The sequence below is a fragment of the Halogeometricum sp. S1BR25-6 genome (assembly GCF_031624495.1).
Lineage (GTDB): Archaea > Halobacteriota > Halobacteria > Halobacteriales > Haloferacaceae > Halogeometricum > Halogeometricum salsisoli.
Genome location: NZ_JAMQOP010000005.1, coordinates 82,333 through 98,016, shown reverse-complemented (window position 1 = coordinate 98,016; position 15,684 = coordinate 82,333). Strand labels below are relative to the sequence as shown.

Here is a 15,684-nt window from a genome sequence, read left to right as displayed (position 1 = left end):
CACAGTCAAACATATGTCGACCGCGCTCACACGAGGACAGCATTCGATCCGGGAGAAACGCGAAAAGAAGTTCGTCCCCGCTGATGGGGATGAGACGTTCGACACGGACCGTATCGCCAGACAACTTACCACAGTCGGGTTCGAACGCTCCGGCGCGACCTTCGAGAAGTCACAGCAGGTCCTGCTTGACGCCGGCTCAGACCGAAGTGATTGGGACGGTGAGCCCGGAAATCCGACGGTCCTCACTGTCACACTGAGTGAGGAGGCGTTGAAAATCGAGGCTAAGGATGTTGTCGGAATCGTAACCCTCCTCCCAGGCGTCACGATCGAGATTGAGCCAAAGATCGGCTGGAACGGGCTCATCGACATGCTGCTGACCGTCCTCGATGTGCCGGCAGCCGAGGAACCCTATACCATGCCGACGGGTACGGACGACGAACGTAGCGTCGATCCGGCGGACGTGATCGTTCTGCTCGCCATCAATTACCATCGTGGAATCGATCGGATTAGCCGCCAGGGACTCATTCGCGACATCATCGTCGAACGATCGAACAGCTACCGAGGAACTGGCACGATCGATCTCGGACAAACACTCCGTAATCACGCGAAAGGCGAACCGGTGCCGAACTGGATTCGCAGTCGTCCGGAGTATAACAACCCGGTGAACTCACTACTCCACTTCGCCGGCAAGCAGCTACTGTATTTCCTTAAGCAGGAAGTGTCCGAGGCGCGCATTTCCGACCGCCGTATCGTCCGCGTCTTCAACGATATCTACGACGATCTCAAGTATCTCGAACGGCACGGAATCACGAGCAAATATAGCGATCTCGGTGAATATGCACGCGTCTCAACGCACTCACTGCCCCGGCAACGCCGCTACTACCAGCGGGCACTCTACGTTGCCCAGTCGCTCCTGACATCGAGTCTGTTCGGCCGGGGCGACGACGGCCCACAGCGGCTCCACATTGATTACGTCCTCAAAATGGAGCCGTTTTTCGAGGACTATTCGCACGCAGTCCTCGAGCGGGCTGTCGATCAGATTCGTGAGCAGGACCCGATCGGCGTCCTTGACGATATTACCTGTGTCGCCCAGAAGAGGATCCGTCCGTTCAAGAAACTGCATGGCCAGAACGTCCACCATCGTCCGGACCATCTCCTCATGGAGGATGAGCGAACGATCGCTGTCCTCGATTCAAAGTATTATCAAGAAGGGTCGAACCCGGCACGGGAGTCGAAATCCCGGTCGCGGCTGTTTACCTACGCGTATCTTCAGCAGACTGGGCAACTCGCGTTCCTCTGTCCGCTCGCAACACCTTGGAGTGGGACGGTCGCACAGACCGATGCCGAAGTGGCTGTCGTCACGCCGACCACCGACGAATTCAACCACGAGGCGTATCAAGCCGCCGTCCAAGGGTACGTGCGTGGGGTGCTGTTCAATCGGTATCCGGAGCTCGAGGTGTTCGAACTGCTCGAGAAGCCGAATACGCAGCTCTGCATAGACGGCAGACTGGAAGCACCGTTTGAGTTCCTCTATGACACCGACGAGGGCGCCCCCTTCAGTATCGCACGGCCGGATTGGTTCGCCGACGATGCGGTTAGGGCACTAGTTCGGTCCACGTCCGTGTTCAGAACCGATCTCGAAGGTGAAGGACAGGTATTGAGGAGGCGGCTGAAGTCGGTTCTCACCCGAGAAGACGAGAACGACCAACGGGTATACCCCCAACATGAAATCACCTGTATTCCGGTGTATCGGCTACCCGAAGTGTCGGCAGATTCGGACAATAGATCGGGTGCAAGCCTTGGGCGGCTCACTCTCTTTTTCCTGCAGCGTCCGGATGAGGCGGGAGAGCCGACGATGGCGACCAAAGAAGAGGTCTGGATCCGTTGAGAACGCCGCTCACTGCGGTGATTCGGAACCAAGTTGGAGCTAGACCCGAACCGGATCGGGACCGAACGACACCGACGAGAAATCGTGGTCACCCGTCGCCTGGACTCAGATCCGATACGACGTGACGAGCCAGCCCGGCTCGCGCTCGCTGATACTTCGCCCGAATACAGATTTGAGGGAGTAGAACTCCCCGTCAACGAGCAGTTCAAAACTCTCGCCAGTATCCTGCAGCTCGCCGTCAACCACGAACTGGACTGTGGGGAGTGACGGCCGGCTGTCGAGCCAGTCGCGCCGTTGCCGCATCGCCGCCTGCATCTCTGAGAGCAATTCTTGGTTCTCGGTCGTGAGTGCATCGTCAAGTCCTGAGACAGCGAGTTCTTCCGGAAGCTCACCCTCCTCAAGCATCTCGATGAACGTCTCGATCGGGACGCGGTAATCAACAATACTGAACTCCTCTTCAACAAGTATGTTGTACATACCCGCGAGGCCGTCGATATCGGACTTAGACATCCTGTATCACACCCCGAGTGAGGTATCGCCAAGTAATCGATGATAGACCTCATCGCCGGTGGCATCAGCGAGGCGCTCGGCCAGGTCGATCAGCTCTGGCGTGATCTCCCATCTATTTGTGTAGTCCTGAATGCGGCCACCGCGGTCGAACTCGGACCGAAGGAACTGCAGCCGGTCTAGATCTGTCAGTTCGTCGGGCTCGTTCGACAGTTTGTCCTGGATGTAGGCCTGCCGCGCATCGCTCTGCCACGTGCCAAGCTCGAAACGGTCCTCAGTGTCGTAGAGGGCCATCTCCTTCAGCTCCTCCGGGTTCGCACTTGTTCCCCGGCACAGCTTCATCACGTCGTCATACGTGGGATCATCTGTCCGCAGAAGGTCGATGAAGACGTCGACGGCGCCGACGTCGCTGGCATCCTGAATGATTCCGTAGATCTCGTTGACTACCTCCTTGGCGGACATTAGTCTATCGCCACGCCGAACCTTGTCGTGGTGCTTTGAATATTCACGGAAGCAGACGCCCATCTCCATGACGCCGATGTCGCCTTGTGAGAGCGTCCGGCTCTCCTGCAGGTTGCGGCGCGTCTGCCGTGCCGTCTTGTAGATCTCGCGCTTGAGGTCACGCCAGCTGATCATAGTCCGCTCGCTCGCGGGCCGAGCGACCACGATGATGTCGAACGAGACCGCCTCGCCCTGGATGAACTTGTTGAGGTCGGCCGAAACGGGATATGTCGCCGTGATCTCGAATCCGACATCACAGAGGGCCTCCAACAGCTCACCCCACGACTCCGAGCCCTTATGATGGTAGGTAAACGCGAGGATGCCGTCCTCGTCATCGAGCACATCACGGATGCGTGAGAATGCCTGCGCGAGATCTCTCTCGAAGTCCTCGTCGCCCTTTCCCAGTGCAGGATTGGTAGCGATCGACTCTAGGTCGGGTGTCAGTGGCGTCTCGAAGGCCTCGTACATGTCGGCAAGCAGCTGGCGCTGCCAGACGTAGAAGAAGTTTGCCACCTCGTTATAGATGATATTGTCGTAGTATGGTGGGTCAGTGATGACCGCATCGTACGTCTCCTCGAGGTCGACGGCTCGCATGTCACCATGGTGGAGCGTGTAGGAGCTCGCGCCCAGCGGCGTCTCGAACGAGGCCGTCTTCGCGGTGTTGCCATCCTCGTCGATATACCGCTCGGTCGGGGCCTGTGCCCACCGAACGCCGTCGACGACCTTGTCCCAGGTGGCCGAGAACGTGCCGCGACCGTAGTCACAGCCCCAGACGTTGTTCTCGATGTGCTCCATCTGGGGGTTGTATGAATTCGTCTTGAAGACGCCCTCGATCTTGTTCCCGGACCGGTTGTAGATGGTGAAGTTGTTGTGGAACATCAGCGAGTCCGAGAACGCCAGGAGGAGGTACTCCTTTCGATTCTGGTCGTTGATGTCGTCGATCGCGTCCAGTAGAAGCGCGAGTGCAAGCAGTTGGCGCTCGTTAAACATGTCGTCCCACGTCTCGTAACCATGCTGGAACACGTCGTTGCCGCTGATCGATGACGCCTCGGTGATAGCACCCCGGGGGATCTCTGTGTTGGGAATGTAGCCGTGTAGGTCCTCGCGCTCGGCCCACGTCTCGGCGGCATTCCGGTAGCGTTCACGGTCCTCCGCGGTGGCTGCGATGTAGCTCTTCGCGTCCGCCTTCGAGTGGGATTCGTCCTCATCACAGTGCGAGCAGTAGTATTCGACGGCGTAGAGCCGATCGTTGTACGACTGCCCCTCAGCGATTGCGTCGGTGATGCTGTATTTCTGCCCGCAGTCCTGGCAGGTGTAGTAGCCGCCACGGCTCACCGGTCCCTGTGAGGGTGTGAACGTGTGGCTACACTCTGTGCAGGCGGACTCGGACCGAGCGTCATCAGTGAGGAAGACCGATTCACACTCTGGACAGTAGACGTAATAGCTACCCTTGTTGTCGTACCGGCCAGCGGCGACACGGTAATCCTTGAACAGCGGCACCGTCGCGCTACAGGAGATACAGCCAAGTTCACGAACCCAGAACTCGTACATCACGTCGGCTTCGTGATCGTGGCCGTTTGGGCACGACCGCGTGTAGTACGACCGTAGCTCATCGGCGACGGCGGCCTTCACGTTCTCGTAGGCTGTCTCCAGCTCCTCGACGTCGGTCTCGCCGGCCTCGAGTTCTTTCTTGGTGACGAACCACGCGACAGGATTCAGATCGACGCCTGTCACGTCGGCACCAAACCGGCTCGCCTCCATCAGCGTCGTGCCCCCACCCATGAACGGATCGAGGACGGACTTGTCCTCGACGCGGACGTCCTTCGTGTAGAGCGGCCAGAGCGAGTCCGGATCGGACAGGTTAACGTCGGCGATCAACTGTTCGATATCCGAGGTGCCGCCGTCGAACTCGCCGAGTGTATTCTCGCCGGTGTCTGGATCTGTGACGGTGAGCTTCTTTGGGTTGTCAACGAGCGAATAGAGGCAGATGCTCCGAAAGACACAACCGAGCCGACGAGCCCACCACTTGTGCATCATCGAGGTGGGTCGGTAGTGCATCTTCGAGCTCCCCTCCTTCTCGGCGATGTCGTTCACCCGCTCAATGGGGAAGCCACGCTCGATTGGGTACTGGAACCGCTCGTCCGCTTTGGTGTTGTATTGTTCTCTTGACATAATTTGTAGGTTGGATCGTGATGGTGTATCGTATCGGGTGGTGGGCCGCCGTATCGTGAGTCGTTGTGTGGCGGGTCGGTACGTCGAGAGTCGGGTTCGTTTCGAGGCTGTGCCTGTCGGTCGTGCTATTCGAACTCGACCCTGATCTCGATCTCGGTGATCGAGTCCGGTAGGCGCTCGAACAGCTGCTCCAGATCCACGTGGGACTGACCGGCATCGAGTGTCAGCTCGATGTACTGCTGTGTGCTCTTGACGATGGGATCGAGGGTCTCAGACAGCACGCCTCCGTCGCGGGTCGTGAGACTGAGCGTGCCGCGGGAGAGGGTGCCGCCGTCGTGCTCCTCAACCGCGTCGGCGAAGTGACTGCGGAGATCGGCGGGACTTGTGAACGAGCCGCTGAACGTCCACCCGGTATCAGCAGGCACCCGGAATCCGGCACCGGGGAAGTAGTCATCGGCATCGTCGGAGCCGTTTGATGCGATGACCAACCGCAGGGGTTCCTCGTCGCCGAGATGCCGCAGTAAGAACGTCCGCACTGCGGCCTTCACCGCCCCAGGAACCGCTGCCTGCTGTGCCTCCTCGACGGTGAACGTTTCCCTCTCCTCGCGGTTTTCGAGATACTCGCGGAGGCGGTCAGCTTCGCCTGCCGAGAGCGTCGGTACGACCGTTACTGCCAGCACGTCGCGAGCGCCGAGCGTGTCGGTGTATTCCCCGTCAACGCGGAGCGTGTAGTCGTCGTTGGTCAGCTGCTGGATGGCGGTCTTGAACGTGTCTGTCGTGTGATTGGCCGGCAGGTGCTGGGTGGGATCCTGACGGATGGTCCGGAGCACGTCGCTGATCGCAGCGGCCCCCTGACTGCCGATCTCTTCCTTGATCGCCGCGACGACGTCGCTGCTGTTGACGGTTTCGGCGTCGGAGATATCGCGAATCTCCACGCCCGACCGGGGCTTGTCTACGATATCGGTCCCCCTCACTAGCACGTAGCGGTCCTCGCGGGCGAGACGGGCGACCGCCGTCATCATCACGTCATGGGGGTCGTCACCGATGAGACGGACGTCCTTCCGCTTGAACAGGTCGTGCTCGAAGCTGCTGACATCGACGCTGCCCTCCTTGACCAGTTGCGACCGGAGGCTCTCGATCACGTCGTCCCCGGTCCATTCTTCGACGTTCTCAGCGAGGACGAGCGTCGTGTCCGCGGTCGCATCAGCCACGCTGGCGAGGAACCCTTCACTCTCGCGGTGGGCTAGTACGGGCTGGTCCTCGAGGCCCTCACGGGCCGCCGAGAGTACGTCCTGCTCACTTTGGGGAATCGGCAGCGACGGGTCACGGAGGAAGGCCTCATAGAGGTCCTCGATCGTGATCATGTCCTTACGCTCGAACAGAGTCCTCGCGACGTCCCAGATGGGGGTCTGGAGGTCCCACGTATCGGCCGCCGCCCACTTGGCAATATTCTTCGCGTCGTAGACGGGCCCCTCAACGACGAACGAATCTAGCTCCATGTTGGCCCGGCCCTCGAAGTTGTTGAGTACGTCGTCGACGTCGAGCACCTCTCCGTAGTTCTGGCGTAGAAGCTTCGTGAGGCTCTCGCGGTCCTTCGTCTGTTCCTCGCGGACCTTCTCGCGGATCTCCGGGTCGCGGGAGTCGTCGTCGATGATCTGCTCGGCACCGAGTACCTGTCGGATTTTCGCCAACGGCCCCGTCACCTCAGCCCCAGGGGCGATCGTGCGTCCGTCCTTCGGCTGGACGAACACGAGCGTGTTTCGCCATTGTCGGCCGGCGCCGTCGTTCTTGATGACACGCTTGACCGCATCGTGGGTCCATTCCGTGTTTGAGATGACGACTTTGACTGATTCGTTGTCTGAGACTGCTCCGAAATCATCCTCCGCGAAGCCAACCGCGTACGCTTGCGGTCCGAACAGGTTGCTGATGGCGCTGCCCAGCTCCACCATCGCCCGCTCGTCGTTCACGTTGCGGGCGGCGTTCTTGATGAGCGAGCGCGGGTTCTCAGCCTCGCGGATGACGTAGTGGTCGTCGTCCTGCTCCCAGAGGTGGTAGACGTTCCCCTGTAGTCGCTCCAAGTTGACCATAATGTCGTTCACGCGCTCGCCCGTTCGATACGTCCCCATGACGATGTCCGAGCGGGTGGCCCCCTCTGCGAGACCGGGTGTGAGCGAGTAAAGCAGGACCGTGCTCATGATCCGGCGCCCGTGCGTGATGTTCGTGTTGTCGAGTCGATCGACGATGTCATCGTAGGCTTTGTTCGGACGCTGGTGCTCCGTGTTGATGCGGGTCAGTTCGTCGTTGTACTTGACGGCGTCGACGTCACCGTGAGTGATGAGGTCGGTATCCTCGTAGGCGTCGACGAGTACTTTTGCAAACAGGAACAGCATTCCCCGCGTCGCTCCGGATTCGACGTCGGCGTAGTAGCGCGTCTTCAGCGTTGAGACGAGTTCGGGATGGAACGGATACGTGTGTTCCATCTCCTCGCGCAGGCCCGTGGGCAGATCGACGTGGTCCGTCTCTGCGTACGTACTGATGTAGTCGTCAACGAGCTCGCGTACCGCCCCCTCGTCGATGCTGCCGGGCTCGATGAGCCGGTGACGGAGTACGTCCCGGATGTCAACCTGGTTGGACATGTTGACCTCGACTCGATCCTGTCGATTGAGGATCTTATGTACCGCCGAGTCCTGGCGCAGCGTCGAGACGAAGACGAACAGGTTCGTCCGGGACGTCGCTTCCAGCAGTGCCTGCAAGAACCCACGATTGGCTGCTTCGCGCTTGCCCGTCAGCGAGGTGAACCAATCCTCCAGCTCGTCGGCGAAGAACGCGACAGTCCGGTCGTCGACGGCCCGCTCGATAGTCTTGATGCCCGGGTAGCCACCCTCCTCGAACTCGTCCTCGTCGAGCTCGTAGTCGAGCTCGTCGAAGAACGGCTCCCAGAGGTACTCGTACGTATCGCTGTCCATCTGGAGTGAAACGACGATCGGGGTCGCCTCGTCCGGAAGTCCCTCCTCGAGGTTCTCGATGCGACCGTCAGCCCACTCGGCGACGACCTCCGGCGCGTTAAACGCGTGGTACATCGCCACCATCTGGTGGGATTTCCCGGTTCCGTAGGGCCCGTAAAACTCGTGTATGTTCGAGGCACCCTCGCCGATTCGGGCGTCCCGGAGGAGCTTCAGCGAATCCCCCAACCCCTCCGTCAGCAGCGTCCGGTCGAAGAATCGCCGTGCGTCAGCCTCCAGCGCTGCCTTATCATCCGACTCAACGTCGTAGAGCCTGATCTGTCCCTTGATCAGCTCGTCACCCTCGAAGAGCTCGCTACTCGGCTTGAGGACGTCTCCAACTACCTGCGGGAGAGTTCCTGATTTACTCGCCATGTCTCGGCATACTCCACCCCGATACAAGTAGTTACTCCCGACATCCAACTATAGTCGGTTGTATATTAAGGTATAGGATAGTAGAACTTGTATTAGAGCTAATTTAGATACATGGGTATGTAAGTAATCTCCAAGAGACAACGCTAACCGGTTGTAGTGCCGATATTCTAACCTGAGATTGGAACTCTCTTTGGCATGCGTTGATGTCCCGAGTCTGAGATCGGTGACTGTTCCCGGTTCAGCTGACCCGGCAACAGCGTAATCGAAGAATAAGCACAACACCCCACCGGCGGACCGGCAGGAAAATAGGTGAGGCTCTAACTTCCGTCGCCGTACTCGTCGAGCGTGGTATCGACGCCGAGCATCTTCAGGTAGGTGTCGTCGCTGGTCGCCTCTGCTAGACCCTCGCACAGCTCCTGCAGTTCGGTGATGTCCCACCGTTCGAGGTATTCACCTGTTGATTTCCCCTGCTCGTATCGGTAGCGCAGGAAGTGTGCCTTGTCCAGATCTGTCAGATCGCCGTTGTCCTCCTGGACCTTGCTCTGGGCATACGCCTGACGTTTCTCGTCGCGCCAGTTGAGGAGCTGGAACTCCGTGGAGTCGGTCCGAAAGAGGCACATCTCTCGCATCAGCTCTTCCGACGCGTCGGATCGCTTAAGATGTTTGTTCAGGTCACTGTATGTTGGCCTTGATTCCTCCAGCAGATCTATATATACCTCTTCCTCACCACGGTTGCCCGATTGGATAATCCCATAGATAGCGTCGACAACGTCCTTGGCAGACATGATCTCACCGGCACGGTATACTTCGTTGTGATGTTTGGAGTACTCGTAGAATGCTTGTCCCATTTCGATAACCCCGATATCCCCACTAGAGAGGTTTCTATTCTCTTCTAATTTTTCTTGAACTTGAGTGGCGGCTCTGTGAATATTTCGACGGAGTGTGTTCCAAGAAATCGGCATCCGTGACTCTGTGGGGCGAGCAACAATCACGATGTCAAACTCAACTGTTTCGCCCTTGGTGAACTTGTTAATATCTGACTGTACTGGATAAGTCGCAGTGATTTCAAATTCTTCGTTGCAGAGCGCCTGAAGAAGTTCACCCCAAGATTCGGAGCCACTGTGATGGTAGGTGAAAACTAAGACCCCATCGTCTTTTAATGCCCGACGGATTTTCTCAAAGGCTTGACGGAGTTCGGCCTCAAAATCAGTCTCATCTTTATTCGAGGCGGGGTTTACGACAATACTGTCTGTCCGGGGAGTATGTTCAGACCGAAAGCACTCGTATTCCGATTCAAGCATTGGCTTTAGCCATACATAAAAGTAGTCAGACAATTCTGAGTATAGTACATTATTGTAATATGGCGGATCAGTAATCACAGCTTGGTATTCATCTTCTCCATCGATATTCTTGGCATCACCTTGGAATACAGATGCTGACCCACCAATTGGCTGGCTGAAGTGTGACGTTTCGTGTGTTTCTCCATTATCTATAATCCTTTCCGTTGGATTTCGAGCGTATTCGATTGCAGACTGTACCATGCTAAAGGAAGAAAGGAATGTACCAGCACCGTATTCACCCCCCCAAACATTATTCTCGACAGGAGCAAGGGAGGGATTCATCCGATTTGTTTTGAATGTGTCTGCTATTTTATTATAACCCCTATTATAAGAACAGAAAGTGGAATGGTAGTGCATAACTCCAGAAATAGACAAGAATAAATACTCCTTGATATTCTGCTTTTCAATTCTGCTTATTGATTTAATTAGTGAAGAGATGCAGAGGAGTTGGCGCTCATTATACATGTCCGTCCAATCATGATATCCGTGTCGAGGAAGATTCCCATTTCCGGACATCGAACCCTCAAACTGATTGGCATCGGTAGACCACCCTGGCCGAATGGGTTTGTCAGGAATATACTGCCGAAGATCATCTGCATTTTCCCAATCGGTCTTAGCAGCTTCAAATAGATCATGGTCGGCTGCTTGGGCCGATTTATAACCCTTAACTTCACTCTTAGTCCGTCCTTGTTCTGCACAGTGAGGACAATAGTATTCCACAGCAAACAGCCGTAAGTCAAAGCCGCCTTGATCTTCAATAGCATCTGTAACGGGATACTTTTGAGCACAAGCAGGACAAATATAATCGCCGTAATCTACGTTCCCGTCTTCAGGATTGAACTCAAATCCACACTCAGCACACGTCGATTCTCCTCGCCAATCGTCAACGAGTATCACAGATTCACAATCCGGACAGAGAACGTTCTCCTTGTCATCGTTCTCGTACCGACCAGAAGCGATACGGAAATCCCGATAAAGGGGGACATCTGAATCACAAGAAACGCAGTTTACTTCCTTTACCCAGAAATTGTACATTACGTCCGCATCATGCTCACCATCTACGTTTGGACAGGGTGTCTTATAATATTGGAGAATATCGTCTGCGACGTCATCTTTGACGCGATCGAAAGCCGATTGTAACTCCTGGGAATTAGTTTTTCCAGCATCGATTTCTTTCTTTGTAATAAACCATGCTACGGGGTTAAGGTCGTATCCGGTTGATTCTATCCCAAACCTAGATGCTTCTACAAGGGTTGTACCACCCCCCATGAACGGGTCCAGAATCTTCTTGTCCTTGATACGGACATCCTTCGAATAGAACTCCCAGAGCGGCTCGGGGGTCCTCCATGCTAGTCTCCTGAATCGCCTCTAGCAGGTCTTCCTTGCTCAGCCCATTCAATCCGAGCGTCTCGTTCTCTCCAGGCTCGTAGACCTCTACATCGTCTAGAGTCGTCTCATCATCGAGCAGCGAGTAGAGCGTAATCGCCCGGAATAGACAGCCAGGGCGACGTGCCCACCACTTGTGCATGGTGTAGATCGGCCGATACCACTGCTTGGCCCGGCTCTCCTTCTCAGCGATCTCGTTTACCCGTTCGATCGGGAACCCCCTCTCGATCGGCAGTGTAGTCCGCTCCTGCTCCCCTTCCTCAGAGTGACCGCCTTCTTCAGACATCGAAGTATACCTACTGTTTCCGGGAACCCTGTATAGCTTTTCTCCCTCTCACGTCAGCCTGAAACCCACACCCATCGATAGACTTCGGGCTTGCCAATGACTGGCTTCAAACCCTCTCTGCAAATCGGAAGAGAAATGAGCGAGTTCACGGGAGGTACCAGAGGCTAATCATCGAAGAGTGACCGGCGGACCTCTTTACCGTGTTCGAGTTCATATCTCTCCATAGTCGATCTACACACGGGTTCGGTACTATCGACGATTCACATTCGAGGAGATACACAAGAATGATCAAACGATACGAAACCAGGGGCAGGCAGATCCAACAATCCATATGAGTAGCCTCCCCTGACACACTCGTCCGGATATCCCGTGAACAATCGCAATTGAAGTGAAGACGAGAACATACGCCTCGCTCGATGCGAATTAGCGACGGGTAATGAGGCTATTCAACGAGAGTGATGACACTTTCGTCGAACTCCGCTACTCGACATTCGAGCCCGAGGACAACAAGCACGGGCTTTCGCGTTGTCGATCTCGAACCCTGACATCTCGGAGATATACCGCCGGTCGGGGCTACATGGTCGGACATTCGGCGTATTTCGTATTTGGCGATGTTAAATCTTATTAGCAGCCTGATGATTCGGGAACTCTCATTTACAAAAGATTCATTGATGTATCAGCAGGTAGCAGAAATATGCCTCGCAGCATGCCTTCTCCGACTCCTCGTGAACTTCTTTTGGATGCCTTAGGCGGGTACGTCAAGAAACACTCTGGTGTTGATTCTAATCCACTCGATGTTGATCTAGAGGACCCGCTTCCGAATCAAGCACGATTCTATCTGTTTGAGACGAGCTATAGTGACGATGATCACGGATGGGCGATAAACGTCCGCCTAGATAATACAGACGAAAACGGCTACGAAATCACCGATCGTGAAAGCGGCAGCGATTGGAACCCAGACGGAGAGTATCAGGTGATTCTCGGAGGATATAACGAAAACTATGATATGTTCACTTTCTGGGACGACGCAGTCTATTCGCACTACGACACAGGAGATGACAACGATCCACACAAGTCCTATGTATCTGACGAGACCCTCACAAGAGCGAGTGACAACGGGATGTCGATTCAGCCACGGAGTCTAAGAGCACGCGGTGAACGGGGTGGTGAGACTGTAATCACAGTGACTCCGGATCGCATTGATGAAGCTCTTCAGATGCGTGACCGTATCGAGTGGATCCGAACACAGCTGAATGAGGAACTTGAGGATGATTGGGCCGAAAATCAATATCGAGCCCAACGTCTGGAGCATCTCGTGTATGAGTTTCTCGCAAATACTGACCGACGTAAATCCGCGCAAGATCGGCGGGAACAAGCCTTCTCACGAGTTCATGAATTGCAGGACATAAGTGAGGAGGCAATCAAGAACTCACTTCGGGCCGACGTATACGGTGAGCACGAGTCCGGTACGCTACCGGAGTCGCTGAATTCTCTGTTGCCTCAAATCGAACGACGCTACTTCGAGAGCTACAATCTATGGAAGGAGCCGGTCGTCTTCGAAGACGTCGACGGCACCCCGGACGATATTGATCTGTATTTTCCACCTGACGAAGAACGGAGTCAAACCGTCATCGAACAGATCGATATTGCGCTTCGAAGCGGGAACCACGTCATTCTGACCGGTCCCCCTGGTTCGGGGAAAAGCGACCTTGCCGAGCAAGTGGCTGAATACTACGCCCACAACTACCAGATGGCGACGGCGACGGACGACTGGACAACCTTCGACACGATCGGTGGGTATCGACCACAGAGTGACGGCGACCTCGAGTTCCACCCTGGCCTGTTCCTCCAGCGATTCATGGACGAGAGTCGCCTAGGGACCCGCGGTATCGAGGCGAAAAACGAGTGGCTGGTGATCGACGAGCTAAATCGAGCGAACATCGACAAGGCCTTCGGCTCGCTGTTCTCCGCATTGACGGGCAACAACGTCACGCTACCATTCGACGATACAACCCAAGAACCGACAAAACCGATCAAGTTGAACGGGAACCCCAACGCGATCACAGAGCCGCGAGTGAACTCCCATACCTACTACATCCCCGAAGACTGGCGGTTGATCGCGACGATCAACTCCGTCGATAAATCGTCGCTGTACCGTATGAGCCGAGCGTTCATGCGACGCTTTGCGTTCATCCCGATTCCCACCCCGACTGCCAAAGACCTAAACAAGAACGGGAAAGGTCTCCTAGAAGAGTATCTGAACGTCTGGGAGGTAGAATGTCCCGACTCTTCGAACGTTGATAACATTGATGACGAGACTGAGGTGCAAGAGCGCCTGAAGACCGACCTGAGCAACTTCTGGTATGCAGTGCAACAATATCAGAAGGTCGGACCTGGAGTGATCAAAGATGTCCTCGAGCAAACGCTCACCGGTATCGAACAGACGGGTGAATTGCACTACGAGTACGCAGTCGTGGCAAAGTTGCTACCACAGCTTGACGGCCTTCCGCCGAGCCGAATGGAGGATGTATTGACGATGATGGATACCCGTGGTAGCGACTGGTTCGATCCCGATATTGCCGAGGAGTTCACCAGAGAGTACCTCGACATCAAGATAGAATCAGATGGTGAGTAACGGTGATATCAGGGCGCCGGAACCAGAGCAAATCGTCAAAGAATGTGCTGAGTACCTGACGAGCTATCTCGGCGATGTGACCAATACCGAAGGGTGGATTAGGAATCTCGACCCCAAAGTCAACATCCGTGGGCTGGACGACGTCCTTTCGTATCACTTCCTCCGAACGGGGATGTGGGAGCCACGAACGGCTAAACGCCGCGAAGAGTTCGCTATTCCGATCGAGCAAACGGCAGGGCTCAGAGATAGATATGGAGAGCCGGTCGGAGTTCTGGATTTCATTTCACTGTTGCCTGCTAGGCTCCGGTCACTGGATCCGGCAGTCACCCAGCGTGTCGAAATCACCGATGGGGCAGTCCGGGGTCATATAGACTGGCGAGAGACTGTTCAGTATCGCTATCGAACCGGCGACATAGGGTCACAGAAGTTCGCTTGCCGCGTTCGAGAGAAGACGCCCTATTCGACCCGGAATCGGGTTCTGTTTGCGGTCCTCTCGACAATCCAGGCCATCTATACGGACTTCAAGCGTAACGTCGTCGGGGATAGTAAGTGGCCAACGTGGTTCGAGGGATGGGGCCCAGAGGGCGAGTATCGTCAAGAGCTGGACCGTATCCTGAATAATCCACATTTCGAAGCCGTCGACTTCCAAGCCGTCTCGGTTACCGACCGAGAAATCACGGAAGTGAAAGCCGATCGTGACCGACTGTATCGGGAGGCGGCGGCTCTACTTGAGTACTACCGAGGGTTAGGATCAGATTGGTTTGACGAACACGAGGAGTACGCAGCAAGCCTTCTCAGCCTAGACCTGTTCCACCCCACTGAAGAGAATGAAAAGGGTTCGGACGTCTACGAACTATACTGGATATTCAAACTCCTCGATCAGGTTGAGCAAGTCGAGAATCAATTGGAACCCTTCACCGGGGGAACGAACGATGACTATCGTGGTGAACTCCTGGCCCGATGGGAACATGATAGTGCAGAATATCTCCTGTTCAATGATTGGGAGGGGAAGTATCCTTACGGCGATAGTGGCGATCTTCGTGACCTCTTGTCTTTCCAAGAACCGGGGTATCCATCACCTACATCACCCTCAACTGACGAGTTCGGCGCAAGCGCCCCGACCCGGGTCGGCTACGTGCACCAACATCAGCGGTGGATGCGCGATGAAGCGTTCAGTCAGGCATCCGAAAGCGGTCGCATGACTCCAGATATCGTCCTACTAGAGTTGGACGCCGCAGCAGACGACCCAACGCTCATCCGTCTGTTCGTCGGGGAAGTCAAATACAGTGTCGTATTGGTGCACGATGACTTCGAACCCCAAGTCATCAAGGGAACGAAGAGAATCTTAGAGTACGGGGCCTATGCACGGCCAGGCGAAGATATAGAGTTAGCTCGTGATGGCCAACGTGAGTACGTGGGAAGCACTCCCGACCCCCTTCGGAGTCCGGAGCTCGGGTTAGGCCTGTTCGTCGGCCACGCCAATATCATCCGGGAGCATGACCTGCCAGGCATCCAAATCAAAGGCTGGGAAGACGACGCGGATCATCCCTTTGAGTAGGACTAACTCGTTAGACAGTCAGATCTCTATGTCA

The 15,684-nt window shown here is 55.7% G+C and carries 6 protein-coding genes and 1 pseudogene; 3 read left to right on the top strand and 4 right to left on the bottom strand.

Annotated elements, in window-relative coordinates:
- Nucleotides 1-13 precede the first annotated feature (13 nt).
- Complete coding sequence (locus NDI76_RS19595; protein WP_310925865.1) at nt 14-1,888, top strand: 5-methylcytosine restriction system specificity protein McrC; 1,875 nt, start codon at nt 14-16, stop codon at nt 1,886-1,888.
- Nucleotides 1,889-1,993: 105 nt separating this feature from the next.
- Here the strand turns inward: NDI76_RS19595 and NDI76_RS19590 are convergent, their stop codons facing one another.
- From NDI76_RS19590 to NDI76_RS19575, 4 genes and pseudogenes are all read right to left on the bottom strand, one after another.
- Nucleotides 1,994-2,365 (bottom strand): DUF8076 family protein, encoded by a 372-nt coding sequence (locus NDI76_RS19590; RefSeq protein ID WP_310925864.1) that lies wholly within the window; start codon nt 2,363-2,365, stop codon nt 1,994-1,996.
- A gap of 39 nt (nt 2,366-2,404) precedes the next feature.
- On the bottom strand, nt 2,405-5,068 hold the full coding sequence (locus tag NDI76_RS19585; protein WP_310925863.1) for a DUF1156 domain-containing protein: 2,664 nt from the start codon (nt 5,066-5,068) through the stop codon (nt 2,405-2,407).
- Nucleotides 5,069-5,193: 125 nt separating this feature from the next.
- Complete coding sequence (locus NDI76_RS19580) at nt 5,194-8,445, bottom strand: DUF499 domain-containing protein (protein ID WP_310925862.1); 3,252 nt, start codon at nt 8,443-8,445, stop codon at nt 5,194-5,196.
- Between the two features lie 317 nt (nt 8,446-8,762).
- Nucleotides 8,763-11,457: pseudogene (locus NDI76_RS19575) on the bottom strand (DUF1156 domain-containing protein).
- Between the two features lie 694 nt (nt 11,458-12,151).
- On the opposite strand from NDI76_RS19575, the gene NDI76_RS19565 reads away from it, so the two are divergent.
- Both NDI76_RS19565 and NDI76_RS19560 read left to right on the top strand, forming a co-directional pair.
- Complete coding sequence (locus NDI76_RS19565; protein ID WP_310925859.1) at nt 12,152-14,092, top strand: AAA family ATPase; 1,941 nt, start codon at nt 12,152-12,154, stop codon at nt 14,090-14,092.
- The gene (locus NDI76_RS19560; RefSeq protein WP_310925858.1) at nt 14,085-15,650 is read left to right on the top strand and encodes a hypothetical protein; all 1,566 of its coding nucleotides are present in this window, start codon (nt 14,085-14,087) and stop codon (nt 15,648-15,650) included. Before NDI76_RS19565 ends, NDI76_RS19560 begins: the two co-directional genes overlap by 8 nt.
- Nucleotides 15,651-15,684 lie beyond the last annotated feature (34 nt).